Consider the following 18,079-nt stretch of genomic DNA (forward strand, 5'->3'; position numbering starts at 1 on the left):
CTTCACGGACCGAGCAAGGGGCGGCCGGCCGCCCGTGTGGGCGTGGAAGATCATATGATCAAAGGCGCCGGTTTATCCGGCTTCGCATGCTTCTCTTCTTGGGGGTACTTCTTTGGCAACGACGTTCGATGTACTGCTTGACTCGTACCGTGATCTCGCGGACTCGGAGAGGATGAAGGGCAATTACTTCGAGCAGCTAGTCGGCCGGTACCTGGAGAAGGACGGAGTTCAGGCCCCCCAGTATCGCAACGTGTGGTTGTGGAGGGACTGGCCGGACCGCGACGGTAAGAAGGACAACGGCATCGATCTGGTGGCCGAACGCCAAGACGGCGGTTTCACGGCGATCCAATGTAAGTTCTATGCCGAGGGCCATAGGATCCAGAAGTCGGATATTGATTCGTTCATCTCCGCGTCGGGTAAGCCTCCATTCACACACCGACTCATCGTGGACACGACGGGTCGAGACTGGTCCCCGAACGCGGAAGAGATGCTGGACAACCAGCACATTCCCATCCAGCGCATTGGTCTCACGGACTTCCGCAACTCCAATATTGACTGGGCCACTTACGAGCTGACCGACCCCTCCAAAGCCCCGAGACTGCATGACAAAAAGCAGCTGCGCACCCACCAGCACGAAGCGGTCAACGCCGTCATGAAGGGCTTCGAAACCAATCACCGCGGCAAACTCATCATGGCCTGCGGCACCGGCAAGACCTTCACTGCGCTGAAGATTGCCGAGCGGTTCGCGGAGCAGGAAACCCACGTCCGGGTCCTCTTCCTCGTTCCCTCCCTGGCACTGATGTCCCAGTCGCTAAAGGAATGGTCGGACGAGACGACGCAGACCATGCACGCTTACGCCGTCTGTTCCGACACCAAGGTTGGCCGGCAGAAGAACTCCGACCTCACCGATGTGGCAATCCATGACCTGCAGATTCCCGCCACCACGGATGGCGCTACGCTGCTCGAAGCAATGGGTACCAGGGAGCTGGACGAGGGAATGACGGTGGTATTTTCCACCTACCAATCCATCGACGCCGTATCCCAGGCGCAGAAGGCTGGGCTACCGGACTTTGACCTGATCATCTGCGATGAGGCCCACCGCACCACCGGCGCAACCCTCGCCGGCACGGAAGAGTCCCACTTCGTCAAGGTCCACCGGAATGACGTCGTCGCCGGTACTAAGCGCCTGTACATGACGGCCACACCCCGTCTTTTCAACGACGACACCAAGAACAAGGCCCTTGAGCGGGATGCGATCTTGTGCTCGATGGACGATGAGACCATGTACGGCCCGGTGTTCTACCGAATCGGTTTCGGTGAAGCTGTCACCAAAAAACTGCTCACCGACTACAAGGTCCTGGTTCTGGGTGTGGACGAAACACAGGTAGTCTCCAGCTTCCAGGACCAACTGGCCGACTCGAACATGGAACTGCAAATCGACGATGTCGCCAAGCTCATCGGCTGCTGGAACGGACTGGCCAAACGACGCTCCGGTGCCCATGAGGTGTCCTTCGGTAACGACCTGGCACCGATGAAACGGGCCGTGGCCTTCAACCGGGACATCAAATCCTCCAAGCTCGTCGAATCGGAGTTCGAAGACCTCGTCCGGGTGCACCTCACGAACCTCGACAACGACGACCCCACGGACGACCTAAAAGTAGAAGTCAAGCACGTCGACGGCGGTTTCAACGCCATCACCCGCGCGGAACGCCTCGACTGGCTAAAAGAAGATCTCGACAGTCCCGAGGATCATCCGGTCTGCAGGATCCTCACCAACGCCCGCTGCCTAACTGAAGGCGTGGATGTCCCATCCTTGGACGCCGTTCTGTTCCTAAACCCACGCAACTCCATGGTCGACGTCATCCAGGCCGTCGGCCGAGTGATGCGGATCGCCAAAGGCAAACAATTCGGCTACATCATCCTGCCCATCGCAATCCCGGAGGGGATGTCGACCTCTGAGGCGCTCAGGGACAACAACCGCTACAAGGTCGTCTGGCAGGTCCTCCAAGCCCTCCGCGCACACGATGAGCGCATGGACGCCGCCATCAACCAGATCGAACTCAACGCAAAAGCTCCCGAATCGATCCTCGTTGACACTGTCGACCTGTCACCAAAGAAGAAAGCCCGCACGAACGTGGGCGGAAACGCCGGCGGGGGAGACCATGCAGGTGATGGCAATGGTGACAACGAAAAAGCGGATCCCGAATTCGTCCAGCCGCAGCTTCAGTTCCCGGCCGAAGAGTGGAAAGACTCTGTCTACGCCAAGATCGTGGACAAGTGCGGGAACCGCATGTACTGGGAAGACTGGTCCAAGGACATCGCGGCCATCGCCAACAAGCACATTACGCTCATCAACAATCTCCTAGCGGGGGCGGATCCGGAGCACCGCAAAGCTTTTGATGACTTCATTCAAGGCCTGCGAGAGAACTTGAACCCAGAAATCGACGAGGCCCAGGCCGTCGAAATGCTCGCCCAGCACTTGGTGACCAAGCCGGTGTTCGACGCCATGTTCGCCGATTCGAATTTTACTGAGCACAACCCGGTCTCGCTGGCAATGCAGAACATACTGAACCAGCTGGACGAGAACTCGGCCTTCGAAAAGGAACGTACCGGGCTGGAGAAGTTCTATGACTCAGTCCGCGCCCGGGTGAAGTCCATCGATAACGCTGCTGCCAAGCAGAAAATCATTCTGGAGCTCTACGACAACTTCTTCCGCAATGCCTTCCCCCGTGTTGCAGACAGGCTTGGCATTGTGTTCACGCCGGTGCCGGTGGTGGATTACATTCTGCGCTCGGCAGATGCTGCCTTGCGCTTGGAGTTCGGCAAGTCTCTCTCCGATGAGGGGGTCTCCATCCTGGAACCCTTCGTTGGCACCGGAACGTTCGTGACTAGGCTGCTTCAGTCCGGACTGATCAAGCCTGAGGACCTCCACCGGAAATACACGCAAGAACTTTTCGCCAACGAGATTGTCCTGCTCAGCTACTACATCGCTGCCATCAACATTGAGACGGTTTTTGCGGAAGAGTCGGTTAGGCATGGTCTCAATCACGGCTACATGCCCTTCGACGGCATCGCCCTGACCGACACCTTCCAGCTCAATGAATCCGACGGTGCCTTCGACACCGCGGTGTTTCCGGAGAACTCTGAGCGGGTCAAACGGCAGAAGAACGAGGACATCCGCGTCGTAGTGATGAATCCTCCCTATTCTGTGGGGCAAACCAGCGCGAACGACAACAACCAAAACCAGTCCTACACACAGCTGGATGCTTCCATCGCTGCAACTTACGTGGCCAATTCCTCCGCATCTTCCACCAAGGGACTCTACGATTCCTACATTCGGGGCATCCGCTGGGCGTCCAACCGAGTTGGGGATGACGGAGTGATTGCATTCGTGTCGAATGGCAGTTTCATCGACGGCAGCTCTGCGGATGGAATTCGGAAGACATTTGCCAAGGAATTTAGTCGTATTTTCATCTACAACCTGCGAGGGAATCAGCGTACGGCCGGAGAAGTTTCACGAAAGGAGGGCGGAAAGATTTTCGGCAGTGGTGCGCGAACTCCGATCGCTATTGCCATCCTAATCAAGAACACCAAGCACAGCGGGCCAGTTGACATCCAGTACAGAGACATCGGTGACTACCTCACGCGGGATCAGAAGCTCGACATTCTGGAAATTGAGCAGTCCATTGAAGGCACCGATTGGGAATCGATCAAGCCCAATGACCACGGAGACTGGATCAATCACCGGGACCCCAGCTACGACGCTTATCAGCCTCTCGGGGATAAGAAGGACAAACAGGCAAGCCCCATGTTTGCGACGTTTAGTCTTGGCTTAGCCACCGGAAGGGATGCGTGGGCAACAAACTTCTCCGCAACAGCAGTGCAAGAGAACATCTCGAGGATGATCGATCATTTCAACGATCAGCTGGCCGTGCCCGACTCGGCCCTGGATCTGGACCCCACGAAGATCAGTTGGAACCGCAATTTCGCGCAAGACCGAATGCGCCAGAGGAAACACGTCTTCGATTCAAGCCGGGTAGTCTCCATGGCCTACAGGCCATACACAAAACAGCGGAACTATTTCGATCGTTCCATGAATGCCATGGTGTATCAGCTTCCCCGCCTCTTCCCGACGCCGGCTCATGAAAATCTCGCTATCGGTGTCAGTACGGACTATCGAAAGGCTTGGTCTGCTCTTATTTGTCGAGATGTCCCTGACCTCACCTTCGTGGCATCGGGGCAGTTCTTTGGTCTCTATAGCTACGAGCCAGTGTCGGCAGAGCGCCAAGATGATCTCTTCTCAAACGCAGAAGGGACCATCGTCGATGGCTACAGGCGCAGGGACAACATCACTGACGAGACCTTGAGAAGCTACAGGGCTTTCTACGAGGACTCGAAGATCATTAAGGAAGACATTTTCTACTACGTCTACGGCCTGTTGCACAGCCCGACGTACAAGGAGCAGTACAAGGCAGATTTGATGAAGATGCTCCCGCGCATCCCCAAGGTCAAAGACTTCTGGGGCTTCAGCCAAGCCGGCCGGGAACTGGCCGGTCTGCACCTGGACTATGAGACAGTCGAACCGTTTCCGCTGGATGAGATCTCGTCAGCGTCGGTCGCGGAGGGATCCGAGGAAGCGTTCGACTTTTATCGCGTAAACAAGTTGTCCTTCGGGGCCCGGAAGGACCGCTCCAAGATCATCTATAACGCGCGGGTCACTTTGGCTGGCATCCCCGACGAAGTTTTCGACTATCAAGTGAATGGCAAATCGGCGCTGGAGTGGATCGTGGACCGCTACCAGGTGACCACACACAAGGAATCGCAAATCACTAATGATCCCAACGACTATTGCAGGGAAGTGGGAAATCCCCGGTACATCGTGGACCTGATAAAGCGCATCGTCACGGTGTCCTTGGAGACCAATAAGATCGTAGCTAGCTTGCCCACCCTGGAAGTTGCCGAGTAGTGAGACTGTTGCTTTCCGGGGACTAGTCAGGGGTCATCTTGTGCCCAGACGCTGGCCTCAATTTTCATTGCTGCACGTTCGGCCACGAGGCGGGGCAGCTTTGTCGGTGAGTTTTGTAGGTTAATCGGCGGATCCCATTCCTTCAGAACCGCCTTTTCCACATTGGCCAACTTGCATTGGAGGTCTCGTGGGCGTGGCCAGCACGCGAGGGTTAGATGGCTCTGCATCCATTCGGTTAGTCGACCATCGGCTTCGTCCTCCAACCCATAGTGAGCGAAGTATCCGGGTTTGAGCCTGTTCCGGGGCACGCCTCGTAGGTTTAGTGGGTTGCGGAGAAGTGCCGCGAAGGAGCGGCGTACTGTGGATGATCCTGTTTTCGGGGCGGCCTCGGGGTCCACGGCAAAATGTGAGTTAAGGTCGCGAGAGACCAAGCTGTCCTCCGCCTTGCCGACGTACAGCGGCACTTCGGCGCGATGCGCTAATCCCAGGAACGTCCAGACTTCCTCCGACGCATGGATCGCGTACAGGCCTGGGCTGTCCGGCAGAAATTCCATCGCCTCCGAGATGGGGTACCGCGGACCGGATAAGAAATGGAGGACCAAGGCCAATAGGTTTTCATCACAATCTGCCATCCCCGCACGATACCTCTCCCGTAGGGCCTCTTCGCGTCTCCGACGGTTTAAGGGGTGGCCCCGGTCGGGCCTACTGAGCTAATCAAAAACGACCGTTTGTGCGGGGCTCGTGACAGCCTGCCCGACGCATCCTTTTTGGAGCCAATTTTCCCGGAAGTGGGGTGCTATCATGTTTCATAACTCGACTACGAAAACTAAGGCGCAGGTACGTAGTCAAAACTAGGCAGTCGACCGTTTTTGATTGGGGCAGAAATGGCTTTAGAACCAACACAGTGGTTCCAACTGGTCAGCGCTGTAGTTGCGCTCTTGACTTTGGCAGTGACGATCTACAGGTTTGTGAACCGGAAGGCCACCGCCTATGAGTATGCGTCCAACCTTTTAAGCTTGGCTAAGGCCATGTCCGACATTGAAATTCCTCCGGACGGCATCAGGGAAATAGAGCAGAGGAAGGTTCTGCAGAGACGCCTGCTCCAAGGCGGCCACTATTACTCACAGCTCTACATCAGCACTACGGCGCCTGTCCTCACTAGCTACTGGCAATCCAGCCTTTTCGGGATATTGGGAGTCACACTATTCATTTCGCTCGCACTCGTCCCCCTAACGGGGTCGATCGAGGATCCGGCGTCAGTCGCAGCGCTGTTGTTGCTGCCCTCCGCCTTTGGCTTCTTTGCGTACTTCGCTCACGGCCGCGTGGGGCGCTACAAGATCGTGAACCGCGAACTCAACGAGGAAGCGAAGTTGTTCTACCCGCCGGAGGATGCGGAGGTCGATGAAGTTGGGCGCTTTGAGTCGTTGCACCGATTGTTGACCCACTCCGCTGCTCCGATCACAGCTAAGAAAGCCGGACGGTGAGATGCCGACATTGATGGGTTATGCCCGGGTCAGCACCACGGAGCAGTCTGTGGACCTGCAGCATGATGCTTTGAACGGGGCCGGATGCTTTCGTATCTGGACGGACTATGCCTCGGGCGCGACCGCGGATCGTCCGGAGTGGCAGGACTGCCTGGATCATCTGCAGCCGGGCAACATCCTGGTGGTGAACGACCTGTCCCGGCTGGGACGCAATACAGCGGACCTCGCTGGCATCGTCAAGATTTTGGCCGACCGCCACGTTGGGCTGCGGTCGTTGACTGAGACTTGGCTCGACACGACCACATCCCAGGGCGTGCTGATGTTCCACTTCTTCTCCGCTATCGCGGAGTACGAACGGAACCGCCTGCGCGAGCGAACGCTAGCCGGCCTCGCTGCAGCGAAGGCCCGCGGCCGGGTAGGAGGCCGGCCGACCAAGATGACTCCTGACAAAGCAGCCACAGCCCATCGAATGAGAAGCGAAAAACGGACCATCCGTGACATCGCGAAGACCATCGATGTCAGCGAGGCGACCGTTGTCCGCGAACTGGCACGACAGAGGAAGGGCCAGCAGACGCCGCAAGAGTAAGGGTGTGGCTGTTAATCCGCCGGAGCCTTCGTTAACGTGGAGGCAAACGGAGGGGGAGCGGCGCACATGGCACCGAGGAAATCGAAAAACCACATTGAGGGTCAGCTGAGCCTGGAGTCCTTGTGGGCCGAACCGGAAGAGGTAATCAATGAACGAGCACGGCAGACACGCCATGGAAACCATGAAGAATCACGACCCGGAGAGCTACGCGCAGATAGCGGACCCCGAGACACACTTTTCGACTTTGGGCCGGGAAATCCAGGACCGGATCTGGTCGTTGAGCGAGGACCTGATCCCGCCCCGCGGACAGGAGACGCCGCTGGAGTACGTGGGCTTGGTGAACATGGCCAAGCTCCGGGCGCGGGAGATCGTGTACCAGGAGATGATCTACGACGGACTTCCCCAGGAACCGGAGGAGATGGAACCGGTCCCCAGCCAGCAGGACGAGCAGAGCTAGAACCTGCCCAGCAGCCGGAACAGCCGGCGGCCGCCGTCGCTGTCCGGTTCCGTCCCGCGTCCCAGGCAGACCTCGCCCCGTCCGGGCAGAAGGCACGCTTCGCAGCGAACCTCGACGCAATCCGTATCGTCCGGGAGCTGCAGGAGCAGCAGCGCCCCGCCACCGAAGCCGAGCAGAGGGCCCTGGCGCAGTGGTCCAGTTGGGGAGCGGTGCCGCAGCTGTTCGACAAGGACGACTGGGCTGCCGAACGCGCCCAGCTCCGCGAGGTCCTGAGCGAGCGGGAGTACGCAGCTGCTTCCCGGACCACGACCAACGCCTACTACACCGACGCGGCCCTGGTGCAGGAAATCTGGTCAGCCGTGGACAGGCTTGGTTTCACCGGGGGAGAGGTGCTGGAACCCGGCTCCGGCGCCGGCACTTTCATCGGGTTCGCCCCCGAGACTGCACGCATGACGGGCGTGGAGCTGGACCCACTGACTGCCTCCATTTCCCGCGGCCTCTACCCGCACGCAATGATCCGCAGCGAGTCCTTCGCTGACACCCCGATCAAGCCCAACTCTTTCGACCTCGCCGTCGGGAACGTCCCGTTCAGCAAGAACTCCCTGTACGACAAGACGCACAACCCCGACTCCCGGCACTCGATGCACAACCACTTCATCCTCAAGAGCCTCGCGGCCGTGAAGCCGGGCGGCTACGTCGCCGTCCTGACGTCGAGCTTCACCATGGACGCAGCCAACCCCACCTCGAGGCGAGAGATGAGCGCGATGGCTGACCTGGTCGGCGCGGTGCGTCTGCCCACCGGCGCCCACCGCCGCGCCGCCGGCACAGAAGCCCTCACCGACCTGCTGCTGCTGCGCAAACGCGAACCCGGCCGCGAGCCGATGAACACCGAATGGGAACGGGTCACTCCCGCCATCGTCGGGGACCGCAACATCAAGATCAACGCCTACTTCGACATGAACCCCCAGAACGTCCTGGGCACGATCACCGTCGGCAACGGCATGTACGGCGATGAAACCATCAGCGTCAAAGCCGATGACCTCTCTGCCGTCCCGCAGCTGCTGGCCGACCGGCTCAACGTCATCGTCACCGACGCCCTGGACCGCGACCTGGGCCATGCCCCCGCAGAACGCGCACCAGGAAGGACCGCGGCCGCGGTGCTGCCAGACGCCGGCCCGGCGTGGGACGGCACCATCAACGCCCTGCCCGATGGGTCCTTCACCATCGTCCGTGCAGGAGAGGCAGAAGAACTGCCGGTGCCCAAGGCACACGCAGTGGAGCTGCGGGACCTGCTGGCACTGCGTGACGGCGCGCGGTCGCTGCTGGAGATGGAAGCCTCCGACAGCGAAGACACCCCCGAACTGGACTCCCTGCGCTCAGAACTGGCAACGCGCTACGCCGCGTTCGTTCAGAAGCACGGACCCGTGAACCGCTACAACGAATCAGTGCGCACGGACAAGGAGACCGGCGAAGAGATCGTCACCCGCCGGCTGTCTCCGGCGTTCCGGCTTCTGAGCGCGAAGGACCCCTTCGGTTCCCTGCCCGGCGCGCTGGAGAACTTCAACGACGAAACGCAGACCGCGACCCCGGCCGCACTGCTGCAGCACCGCCAGGTCGTGGCCCGCAAACCAATCATGGGCGCGGACAACATCGACGAAGCCCTCGCCATCACCCTGGACACCTACGGCTCCCCGGAACTGGGGCAGATCGCAGACCTGCTGGGCGTCACCGAAGAGGAAGCCCGGGACCAGCTCGGAACCCTCGTCTTCGATGACCCCGAGACCGGCAAGCTGGTCACGGCCCCGGAGTACCTGTCCGGGAACGTCCGCACCAAGCTCGACGCCGCACGGGCGGCCGCGGCCGAGGACGAACGCTGGAACATCAACGTCCAGGCCCTGGAAGACGTCCAGCCGCCAAAGGTCGGCATGGAAGACGTCGAGGCCCGGCTGGGAGCCGTCTGGATCTCGCCCGAGGAACACCAGCGCTTCGTCCAGGACATCCTGGCCGACCCCAACGCCACCGTCACCAGCGTCGGCGGCGGCATCTGGCGCGTGAAAGCCAACCGGGGGACCGTCCGCTCCACCAATGAATGGGGGACCGGTCGGCGGCCCGCCCCCGACCTGCTCCAAAGCATCCTGGAACAGAAGAGCATCCAGGTCGAGGACAAAAACGAGGACGGCAAAATGGTCGCCAACCTCGAAGAAACCGAAGCCGCCCAGGAGAAGGCAGAAGCCCTACAGGAACGCTTCGCCGAGTGGGTCTGGGAAGACCCCGAGCGCGCCAGCCGCCTCATCGAGGAGTACAACCGCCGTTTCAACTCCATAGCCCTGCGCGACTACACCAAAGAAGGCGGCCGGCTCACCCTGCCCGGGCTGGCAAAAACGTTCACGCCCCACCCTCACCAGCGCACCGCCGTCGCCCGGATCATCTCAGAACCGGCCGTCGGCCTCTTCCACGAAGTCGGAGCCGGCAAGACGGCGGAAATGGTCATGGGCGCCATGGAACTCAAACGCCTGGGCATGGCGAACAAACCGATGATCGTCGTCCCGAACCACATGCTGGAGCAGTTCACCCGCGAATGGCTGGAACTGTACCCGCAGGCGAGGCTGCTCTCGGCAGGCTCGGATGACATCAAGACCAAGAGCGGAGACCTCACCGCCCGCCGCCAGTTCGTCGCCCGGGCAGCGGCCAACGACTGGGACGGCATCATCATGACCCAACAGGCCTTCAAGAGCATCGGGGTCAAGGCCGAAACCATCGAGGCCTACCAGGAATCGATCATCGCCGACGTCCGGCAAACCATCGTCAACGCCCAAGCGGAAGGGGAGGACCGCACCACCGTCAAGAAGCTGGAAACCAAGCTTCAGGCCGAAGAAGAACGCATGAAACGCCTCATGGACACCGCCCCGGATCCCGGCCTGACCTTCGAAGACACCGGCGTCGATTACCTCTTTGTCGACGAAGCCCACGACTACAAGAACCTTCGGACCGTCACCAACATCAAGGGTGCCGAAATCGCCGGGTCCATGCGCGCCACCGACATGCATTTGAAGCTGGAGTACCTGCGCCGGACCCATGGTGAGCGGGTCGTCACCATGGCCACCGGAACCCCCATCGCCAACTCCATCACCGAAGCCCACGTCATGCAGCGCTACCTCCGCCCGGATCTGCTCCAGGCAGCAGGGGTGGAGAACTTTGACGTGTGGGGTGCGACCTTCGGCGAAACTGTCACCGCCATCGAAATGGACGCCGGCGGCCGGCTCAAGAACAAGCCCCGGTTCGCGAAGTTCAAGAACGTCCCGGAGATGCTGCGCAGCTTCCACGTCTTCGCCGACGTCAAGCTCTCCGAAGACCTGAACCTGAAAACCCCCGACCTGGTGCGCCGGCCAGGGGACGCCGAACGCCAGCCCGAGCTGGTGCTCATCCCGCAGCCGCCCGAGCTGGCCGAGTACATGAAAGGCCTCGCGGACCGCCTGGACTCCCTGTCCGGCTGGGCCGAAAAGGGCGCGGACAACGCCCTGAACGTCTACAACGACGGGCGCAAGGCCGCCCTGGACCTGCGCATGGTCGGCATAGAACCGGAATCCGGAACCAAGATCGACCAGGTTGTTGCCAAGACCCTGAAAGTCTGGGAAGAGAACCGGGACAACGAGTACGAAACCAGCTTCCGCTCCGGCACCCCCTCAACCACCAAGGGCGCCCTGCAGATCATCTTCTGCGACCTCGGAACCCCCTCCAAAGACACCGGGCCGGACGGCAAACCCGTCTGGACCGCCTACCAGCAGATCAAAGACCAACTGGTCGCCGGCGGCATCCAGCCCGAACAAATCCGCTTCATCCAGGAAGCGCCCAAACCTGACCAAAAGGCACAGCTATTCGCCCAGTGCCGCAGCGGCGAAGTCGCCGTCCTCATCGGCTCCACCGCCATGATGGGCACCGGCACCAACGTGCAGCTGCGCGCCAAAGCCATCCACCACGTCACATGCCCCTGGCGACCGGCAGACCTAACGCAGCGAGACGGGCGCATCATCCGCCAAGGCAACGCCAACGCCGAAGTCCATAACTTCCAGTACGCCACAGTCGGGAGCTACGACAGCGCGGCCTGGGACGGCATCCAGCGCAAAGCCACCATGATCCAGCAAGTCCTCCGCGGACGCCTGGACATCCGCGAAATCGAGGACGTCGGGGACCTCGCACTGAACGCGGCCCAAATCAAGGCAGCCACCAGCGGCAACCCGCTCGTGATGGAAAGGATCGAAGCGGACGCCGAACGGACCAAACTCGAACGCCTCAAGCGGGCCCACGAAAAGGGCCAAAGCACCCTTGGCTGGACCCGGGCCTCAGCCGAAACCAGCATCACCAGGGCAGAAGCAGCCCTGCCCGCGGTACAGGCAGCACTGCCCCGAACCACCTCCACGGCCGGTGAAAACTTCACCGCATCCATCGACGGGCAAACCTACACCAAACGCACAGAAGCGATCGCGGCCATCTCCGAGTGGGTACGAACCCACACCCCTGACTACGGCAATTACTACCGGCAGGAACGGGACTACGGAACCCTTGCCACCCTCGGCGGCCACCAGCTACAGGTCCGCAACGCAGGGGAGCACTCCCGGCTCGGCTCCTACCAGGACTTGGCCATCACCATCAAAGATGTCCCCGCCCCTCCACTGATCCTGACCCGGACGGAACTTCTGGAAGGAAGCAGCGGAATCATCACCAAGCTCGAAAACAAAGTGGCCGCGCTACCCGACTATGAAGCGCAGCTCCGCCAAACGATTCAAGAGAAAAAAGCCGTCCTCGCCGACGTGGAAAAGCAAGCCGGCAAACCATTCAAATACGAAGACAAACTCACCCAAGCGCGGGCCAAATGCGCAGAGCTGGACGAACGGCTCAAAGCCTCCATCGAACCAGCCCAACCGCAAGAAGCGCCAAACCCCAACGACTTGGACCCAGCAGTGGAGAAGCGCAGGCGTCTACTTGCCGCCAGCTTCCCCTCCCGGCCCGGCACCACAGGTCCCTCCGTTGGCCCTGGGCACACCCGAACTACTCAGCCGCTGCGCGACAGGAGCCCAGGTTGGGAACGATGACGCACTACTGAACCCATAGACCCAGCTCTTATCCCTATTAGGGCTAATAGGGATAAGAGCAGATAGAGAAGAACGCGAGGGACGGCGAAAGCCAGTCCCTCGCGTTTTCCCAGTTGCCTTCTACCAGTGAGGCAACTGCAGGATCATCCCGGGACGTTCCGGGGATCGTTGCCGTAGCTGTTCTTGGAACCGATCTGGCCGTCCTGGTTCTTGATGACGTGCTCCACCTTGTCCGCCTGCGCCGCCTCGCGGCCCGCGGTTACTGCTTCATCCTTGGTGCTGTAGCCGGCCCCGAAGGCGCGGTCAGTACCCTCGCGCTTGTTCTTCCATTGGCCGTCTTCGTAGTACGTCTCAATGTCACCCTGAGCCACTGCATACTCCCTCTGCCGGTAGGATCCTGACCCCGCTGCAACGCGGGTAGCGAAAAGCCCCGCAGCACTTGGGACCGCGAGGCTTTCCTAACGCCGTCCGCCTGATGGGGGTCAGGCGGCGAAGCTGACACCAACCTAATAGCAAGCATGCTTACTTTTCAAGTCTGGCGCGCCACCCCGTCCCGTAAGCTGTGCAACAAAAAGGGAACTCTTTGGGGGAGAGTATGAACGAGTCGATAGACGCTGAGCAGAAACAACAAGTAGCCGCCTGGAACAAGCAGTGTGGGAAGTTATGGCTCAAATACTTCGCCCTGGTCCTTGTGCCGCTGTTTATCCTGATGCTCCCGTTCTTTCAGGCCCTCAACTACTTCATGGCCGTAACCGGCCCCTTGGTTTCCGGGGAAATGGCCTACGGCCAACCCGGCTATTACGAGTACCAGGCGGCAAAGGATCAATCCCTGATCATTCTGGCCGCCCTGGTCGTCCTCGCAGCAGTCCACTATTACTTCTGCAACCGCTGGTGCAAGAAAGCGGTCCGCACCCTCGGGCCACCGCCGGGAGACTCCAGCAAATGGAACCGCTGGGTGTTCGGAAAGAGCCGGAACTCTTAGAAGCCAGTGCGGGCAACTTTCCCATGGTCCACGCCCTGCGCTGCCGGCATACCGGCCATCGTGGTCAACGAGCCCCAGCAGGGACGACACTTATTCATCCGGCCCAACAAGCACACGCGCGTACCTCACCGCAGCTGACCGACCCTTCTCAGGCGCCTGGGGGCTGCCGCTGGGGAAACCTGCGGGGATGACCACAGTCGCCGGCGGTGGCACGTATCGTGGGCACACCGTCAGTGAAAATGGCAGCGAGAGCAACGCGCCCTCAATGGCGAGTAGTAGCCTGCTAAAAATCCCTAGATTATGCGGCTAAAGGTCTATTCATTCAGTTGAATGATTGCTAAGATTGAGGTAGCAAGTCAGCCAGACGAACGAAACTTATTTGATACGAAACCAGGTGCTGAAAATGACTGCTTCACCCACCGCTTACACGGTCTACACCAAGCCAGACTGCCCTAACTGTGAGAAGACGAAGGACTACTTCGACTCCAAGGGCATCACCTACACGGCCGTGGACATCACCGAAGTGCCGGCAGCGCTTGAGTACATCACCGCCGAACTCGGCTACTCTCAGGCGCCCGTTGTCGTGAACAACATTGACGACGAGGACCACTGGTCGGGCCTGCGCCGCGACAAGCTTGTCCAGGCGGCCATGAGCCACAAGGCAGCGTGAGGACCGTGACCATCCTGCCCCCGGTCGTGGGATACAAACTCAGCCCACGGATCCCGTTGGAGGTGGACCTGTTCTGCCATGTCAACCCCGGCGGCAGGATTCCCACCGACGTTGTGGACCCTTACGTTGTGGAGCCTGCCATTGTGGAACCCCTCGATGTGGACCTGTACGAGGACTTCCGTCCCCTCCCGTGCGAGGAAGGGAATGACGGGTACTTCGAGGCGATCAACCGCGCCCCGCTCGGGGAGGGAGGGCTCTGGGACGCACACACGGCGGACCAGTACCAACCTAACGACCTCACCTACGAAGAACCGGAGGAATCGGACCTCAAAACGAACCCACAACACCATCGAGAATGCCAACAGCACACGGGGAAAAGGAACCATCATGGCCGGCGAAATCACCGCTAAACCTGAGGCGCTGAACGGCGTGGAGGTCTCCGTGTTCGACCAGATCGACCCGGAGAAAACCTACTTCCACGCCAGGGGAACCGTGCAGGACTGCATCGCAGAACTGACCGTCTACCGCGCAGACTTCGAGGCAGCCAACGAAGCAGCGGATCCTGAGAGCCTAAGCGAATCCCTGCGGCTCATTGACCGCTTACTTGTCCTCACCGGCCTGATCGAAAGCTCAGTCGAACCCGCCCTGGCCGTGACGAACGAGCGCACCGGTACAGCCGGACTCATCACCAGACCCCAGCAATAGCAGCACCTGATCACACCCATACGAAACCAGCAGAAAAGGAACGAAACCATGTCAGGCGAAACCACCATCACAGTCATCGGCAACCTCACCAACGACCCCGAGCTGCGGTTCACCCCGAGCGGATCAGCGGTTGCGAACTTCACTGTCGCGTCCACGCCCAGGACGTTCGACCGGCAGTCCAATGAGTGGAAGGACGGGGAGACACTGTTCCTCCGGGCCAGTGTCTGGCGGGAAGCGGCTGAGAACGTGGCCGAGTCCCTGACCAAGGGCATGCGTGTCATCGTTGCCGGCCGACTGAAGTCCCGCTCCTACGAGACCAAGGAAGGTGAGAAGCGCACCGTTATCGAGCTCGAGGTGGACGAGATTGGCCCCTCACTTCGGTATGCGAATGCCAAGGTCAACCGCACCCAGCGGGGGCAGGGGAACGGCTACCAGGGCAATGCCAGTAGCCAACCCCAGACCGGGCCTCAGGACGATCCCTGGGCGGCGCCGGCCAACAGCAATGCCGCCGGCGGGTGGGGCAACGGACCCGACTCTGAACCCCCGTTCTAAGCAGTACAACTGTCGGGGTCAGCAGATACGCTGGCCCCGACAGCCTGCGCCCTCTAATCCAGACCACGAGTAAAAAGGAACACCCAATGTCGCATGCAGATGACCTCCGCGCCTGGGCGCGGGGCATGTACCCCACTGAGGCAGCAACGGAGCTGCTGCTAAAGGCCTCTGGGGGGAAGTTCGCTGCACCCGGTAATCCCTGGGTACACACGAGCACCGAACCGGAAGGGCCCAGCCAGGTGAGGGCATGGATCGACTTCGCCGCCATCCCCGAACAGGTCGGGCCGCTCTCAGGCGGGGAGCGTCGTTTCCTCATGCTCGCTGCCTCCCTCGCTGAGGATGTTCCGGTGGTTTTGGGTGACCTCGTGTCGGGATTGGACCGGGAGAACCTTGATCTGGTCCTGGCCGCTATCGCGCACGCCGGCGGCAGCCACCAGCACTCCGATATCCGCTTCAACGAGGACGGCTCCATGTCCCTGGGGAAGGGTTACCTGGACAGCCTGCACCCGTGGCCGCGGACCCTGCGTGCCGTCTAACCAGGGCTGTTGTTGATGGTAAAGCCGAAGCGGGTTTCGGCGTTCACGCCGTACTACACGGAGGACCAGGCGGGGCAGGTCCGGGCTGCGTTCAAGGCCGCCGGGCTGCAGGAGGGCGACGCCAGTGTTTCGGACCTTATCGTCCGGGCGACGATGCGTGAAGTGAAGCGTCTGCAGCGCAAGTACAACGGCGGGAAACCGTGGCCTCCGGTGCAAGCGGGCGAGCTGCGGCGAGGGCAGAGAACGATGGATGAAATGCAGCACCGAAACGAGGAAACGTAAGCGTGGCTAAGAGGACTGAGGAAGTAACCAGGAGTGGTGCGCCCGTGGCTAACCCGTTCCCGCGGATGTTGACCCTGGACCAGGTTGAGGAGGTCCTAAACCTCGGCAAACCGTTGGTCTACGCACTGGTTCGGAGTGGAGAGTTAAGGGCAGCTCAGTTTGGCGGCCGCGGCGTTTGGCGCGTCCGGGAAGATGATCTGAGGGCGTACATCGATGCCGCGTATGAGAAGACAGCGGAGCGCATTGCATCCGGCCAGGTTCCCGAGGGGGAGACCCCCGCCGACGACTGACCCGAAGCACTTGAAGCGCGGAAGGCCGGCACCCACTGACGGGTGTCGGCCTTCCGTTTTTGCCGGGTCAGGGTCGCCGTCTTGTGAACCCTTTTGCTGCGGCTGGTGCCATTGCTTGGATCACGCGGGCCTGCGGAAGTTGGTGGTGATTAGCGCCGCCCTGCAGCTTGTGGTTGTCACCGGCCTGCACCGCCCGGGGAGCCCCCCTGTGCCTTAGAAGCCAACCCAGCGGAGTGGTTCCGACGTGCCCAAGGATGCCTCGCTGTGTGGTCCTGTGTCGTCCCTGCTGAAGAAAACCCGAGCGCTCCTTCAGGTGCGTCGGCCGCGCAGGTCTTGGACCATGGGGAAGGCTGCCGCTGGGGTGTTGATGACCTTCGAGGCTGTGCACATTCGCCGGCCCCCGGCGGTGACGTTCGTGTTCGTGGTGAGCTGGCGTCTGTGTGCAGCCGGTCAGGTGGGTCCCGTCGTGCACATGTGTGCGGGAAAAGCCCGAAGGATGTAGCTTTTGCCGTGCCCATGTGCGCGAGGGGCTAGTTCTCCTGGAAGCCGGTTTCGTCGGACGGGCTGGGGGTCTCGGCGGGCTTGACCTGGGCCTTGCGCCGGCGGCCGGCCGCGGCTGGTTCCAGGCCAAGCTTCTTCAATTCGTCGGGGCTCCAGCCATCGCGGGTCGCTTTGACGTAGGCGCGTTTGTCGTCGCGTTCCGCGGCGGCCAGTTGCTCCTTTAGGTCGCTCACGCGCTGGCGTGCCTGGACAAGCTCTTCGACGGATTTGATGCGTGAGTCGAGCAGTGCGCGCGCCTGGTTCCTGGTGGCTTCAATGTTGATGTTTGCCATTGTGGCCGTCGTCCCTTCCACTGAAATTGTTTCAGTCCCTTGAGTCTCACCCTAGCCGCCGGGCGTGCCGCCCGCCAGCCAACACGCGAAAGACGGCCGCCCTACTACTCCGGCGGAGCAAGCTGGTAACTTAGCACGGCCAAGTTAGCTCGATCCTCGACTTGTCGTCTCGGATGCGGCACACTTGGCAGTGTGATCCCCGGGTATCCGGGGTCGCTGCGCTGGCAAATTCGAAGGGCGGGATAAGTGACTGAGGGCAACGGCTTCGCCGGTTGGAAGTCCCGCCGCCGGCGTGCGAATGTCGAGGGCGGCCGGATGCACCGTCACGAGGTCAAGGTCAGCCCGGAAGAGGAAGCCAAGCTCCTTGCCCTGGCGGAGAAGCATCGCGTGACCATTCCGCGGCTTTTGATCGAGGCGGCACTCAGCGAGGGCACAGAGAATCCGTCCGAGCGGCGGGACCAGTTCATGCAGCTATCGCAGTTGCAGCGGCTCGTCGGGACCGTGGCAAACAACATCAACCAGATCGCGCGCCACGCGAATGCGACGGGGGAAGTACCTGCAGAAGCTGCCGCATCCATCGCCCATGCCCGCTCCGTGATCATCCGGATCGACCGTCAGCTCGCCGAGATGGCCGGGCGGTAGCTGC

17 protein-coding genes are annotated in these 18,079 nt (G+C 60.9%); 14 read left to right on the top strand and 3 right to left on the bottom strand.

Annotation, left to right across the window (positions count from 1 at the left end):
• The first annotated feature begins 172 nt into the window (after positions 1-172).
• Entirely contained in the window at positions 173-4,966 is a 4,794-nt protein-coding gene (locus ACFO0G_RS19295) for a DEAD/DEAH box helicase (RefSeq protein ID WP_376979627.1), read from the top strand.
• A gap of 26 nt (positions 4,967-4,992) precedes the next feature.
• On the opposite strand, the gene ACFO0G_RS19300 is transcribed toward ACFO0G_RS19295, so the two are convergent.
• Positions 4,993-5,598: a GIY-YIG nuclease family protein gene (locus tag ACFO0G_RS19300; RefSeq protein ID WP_376979629.1), complete on the bottom strand. Its 606-nt coding sequence runs from the start codon at positions 5,596-5,598 to the stop codon at positions 4,993-4,995.
• A 318-nt stretch (positions 5,599-5,916) separates the two neighbouring features.
• On the opposite strand from ACFO0G_RS19300, the gene ACFO0G_RS19305 reads away from it, so the two are divergent.
• The 4 genes from ACFO0G_RS19305 (at position 5,917) to ACFO0G_RS19320 (ending at position 12,583) form a co-directional block, all read left to right on the top strand.
• A complete protein-coding gene (locus ACFO0G_RS19305; protein WP_376979631.1) occupies positions 5,917-6,450 on the top strand; it encodes a hypothetical protein in 534 nt (177 codons plus the stop codon).
• A gap of 13 nt (positions 6,451-6,463) precedes the next feature.
• Positions 6,464-7,036 carry a recombinase family protein gene (locus ACFO0G_RS19310; protein ID WP_376979714.1) on the top strand — a complete coding sequence of 191 codons (573 nt, stop codon included), beginning with the start codon at positions 6,464-6,466 and terminating at the stop codon, positions 7,034-7,036.
• Between the two features lie 148 nt (positions 7,037-7,184).
• Positions 7,185-7,493: a hypothetical protein gene (locus ACFO0G_RS19315; protein WP_376979633.1), complete on the top strand. Its 309-nt coding sequence runs from the start codon at positions 7,185-7,187 to the stop codon at positions 7,491-7,493.
• Between the two features lie 209 nt (positions 7,494-7,702).
• Complete coding sequence (locus ACFO0G_RS19320) at positions 7,703-12,583, top strand: helicase (protein WP_376979635.1); 4,881 nt, start codon at positions 7,703-7,705, stop codon at positions 12,581-12,583.
• A gap of 143 nt (positions 12,584-12,726) precedes the next feature.
• Here ACFO0G_RS19320 and ACFO0G_RS19325 read toward each other — a convergent pair whose 3' ends face one another.
• Positions 12,727-12,954 carry a DUF2188 domain-containing protein gene (locus tag ACFO0G_RS19325; RefSeq protein WP_376979637.1) on the bottom strand — a complete coding sequence of 76 codons (228 nt, stop codon included), beginning with the start codon at positions 12,952-12,954 and terminating at the stop codon, positions 12,727-12,729.
• 224 nt (positions 12,955-13,178) lie between these two features.
• Here ACFO0G_RS19325 and ACFO0G_RS19330 point away from each other — a divergent pair, with 224 nt between their 5' ends.
• The 8 genes from ACFO0G_RS19330 to ACFO0G_RS19365 all read left to right on the top strand — a co-directional run bounded on the left by ACFO0G_RS19330 (position 13,179) and on the right by ACFO0G_RS19365 (position 16,600).
• Positions 13,179-13,565, top strand: a complete 387-nt coding sequence (locus ACFO0G_RS19330) for a hypothetical protein (protein ID WP_376979639.1) — start codon at positions 13,179-13,181, stop codon at positions 13,563-13,565.
• Between the two features lie 403 nt (positions 13,566-13,968).
• Positions 13,969-14,235 (top strand): glutaredoxin family protein, encoded by a 267-nt coding sequence (locus ACFO0G_RS19335; protein WP_376979641.1) that lies wholly within the window; start codon positions 13,969-13,971, stop codon positions 14,233-14,235.
• A gap of 5 nt (positions 14,236-14,240) precedes the next feature.
• The gene (locus ACFO0G_RS19340) at positions 14,241-14,645 is read left to right on the top strand and encodes a hypothetical protein (protein WP_376979643.1); all 405 of its coding nucleotides are present in this window, start codon (positions 14,241-14,243) and stop codon (positions 14,643-14,645) included.
• Entirely contained in the window at positions 14,623-14,940 is a 318-nt protein-coding gene (locus ACFO0G_RS19345) for a hypothetical protein (protein ID WP_376979645.1), read from the top strand. The genes ACFO0G_RS19340 and ACFO0G_RS19345 overlap by 23 nt, the downstream gene beginning before the upstream one ends.
• 48 nt (positions 14,941-14,988) lie before the next feature.
• The gene (locus ACFO0G_RS19350) at positions 14,989-15,492 is read left to right on the top strand and encodes a single-stranded DNA-binding protein (RefSeq protein ID WP_376979647.1); all 504 of its coding nucleotides are present in this window, start codon (positions 14,989-14,991) and stop codon (positions 15,490-15,492) included.
• Positions 15,493-15,578: 86 nt separating this feature from the next.
• Positions 15,579-16,028, top strand: a complete 450-nt coding sequence (locus ACFO0G_RS19355) for an ATP-binding cassette domain-containing protein (RefSeq protein WP_376979649.1) — start codon at positions 15,579-15,581, stop codon at positions 16,026-16,028.
• Between the two features lie 15 nt (positions 16,029-16,043).
• Positions 16,044-16,310 (top strand): ParB family protein, encoded by a 267-nt coding sequence (locus ACFO0G_RS19360; protein ID WP_376979651.1) that lies wholly within the window; start codon positions 16,044-16,046, stop codon positions 16,308-16,310.
• Positions 16,311-16,312: 2 nt separating this feature from the next.
• Positions 16,313-16,600 carry a helix-turn-helix domain-containing protein gene (locus ACFO0G_RS19365; protein ID WP_376979653.1) on the top strand — a complete coding sequence of 96 codons (288 nt, stop codon included), beginning with the start codon at positions 16,313-16,315 and terminating at the stop codon, positions 16,598-16,600.
• Positions 16,601-17,130: 530 nt separating this feature from the next.
• Here ACFO0G_RS19365 and ACFO0G_RS19370 read toward each other — a convergent pair.
• The gene (locus tag ACFO0G_RS19370; RefSeq protein ID WP_376979655.1) at positions 17,131-17,433 is read right to left on the bottom strand and encodes a hypothetical protein; all 303 of its coding nucleotides are present in this window, start codon (positions 17,431-17,433) and stop codon (positions 17,131-17,133) included.
• Between the two features lie 246 nt (positions 17,434-17,679).
• Here ACFO0G_RS19370 and ACFO0G_RS19375 point away from each other — a divergent pair, with 246 nt between their 5' ends.
• Positions 17,680-18,075: a plasmid mobilization protein gene (locus tag ACFO0G_RS19375; RefSeq protein WP_364316527.1), complete on the top strand. Its 396-nt coding sequence runs from the start codon at positions 17,680-17,682 to the stop codon at positions 18,073-18,075.
• Positions 18,076-18,079: the final 4 nt, after the last annotated feature.

The organism is Arthrobacter sedimenti, assembly GCF_042652025.1.
Taxonomy (GTDB): Bacteria; Actinomycetota; Actinomycetes; order Actinomycetales; family Micrococcaceae; genus Arthrobacter; species Arthrobacter sedimenti.

Bases quoted from the DNA above. Each gene is read 5' to 3' on its own strand.
- ACFO0G_RS19335 (WP_376979641.1), top strand. From the start codon at position 13,969: ATGACTGCTTCACCCACCGCTTACACGGTCTACACCAAGCCAGACTGC.
- ACFO0G_RS19350 (WP_376979647.1), top strand. From the start codon at position 14,989: ATGTCAGGCGAAACCACCATCACAGTCATCGGCAACCTCACCAACGAC.
- ACFO0G_RS19370 (WP_376979655.1), bottom strand. From the start codon at position 17,433: ATGGCAAACATCAACATTGAAGCCACCAGGAACCAGGCGCGCGCACTG.
- ACFO0G_RS19315 (WP_376979633.1), top strand. From the start codon at position 7,185: ATGAACGAGCACGGCAGACACGCCATGGAAACCATGAAGAATCACGAC.
- ACFO0G_RS19310 (WP_376979714.1), top strand. From the start codon at position 6,464: ATGGGTTATGCCCGGGTCAGCACCACGGAGCAGTCTGTGGACCTGCAG.
- ACFO0G_RS19330 (WP_376979639.1), top strand. From the start codon at position 13,179: ATGAACGAGTCGATAGACGCTGAGCAGAAACAACAAGTAGCCGCCTGG.
- ACFO0G_RS19355 (WP_376979649.1), top strand. From the start codon at position 15,579: ATGTCGCATGCAGATGACCTCCGCGCCTGGGCGCGGGGCATGTACCCC.
- ACFO0G_RS19345 (WP_376979645.1), top strand. From the start codon at position 14,623: ATGGCCGGCGAAATCACCGCTAAACCTGAGGCGCTGAACGGCGTGGAG.
- ACFO0G_RS19360 (WP_376979651.1), top strand. From the start codon at position 16,044: ATGGTAAAGCCGAAGCGGGTTTCGGCGTTCACGCCGTACTACACGGAG.
- ACFO0G_RS19300 (WP_376979629.1), bottom strand. From the start codon at position 5,598: ATGGCAGATTGTGATGAAAACCTATTGGCCTTGGTCCTCCATTTCTTA.
- ACFO0G_RS19295 (WP_376979627.1), top strand. From the start codon at position 173: ATGAAGGGCAATTACTTCGAGCAGCTAGTCGGCCGGTACCTGGAGAAG.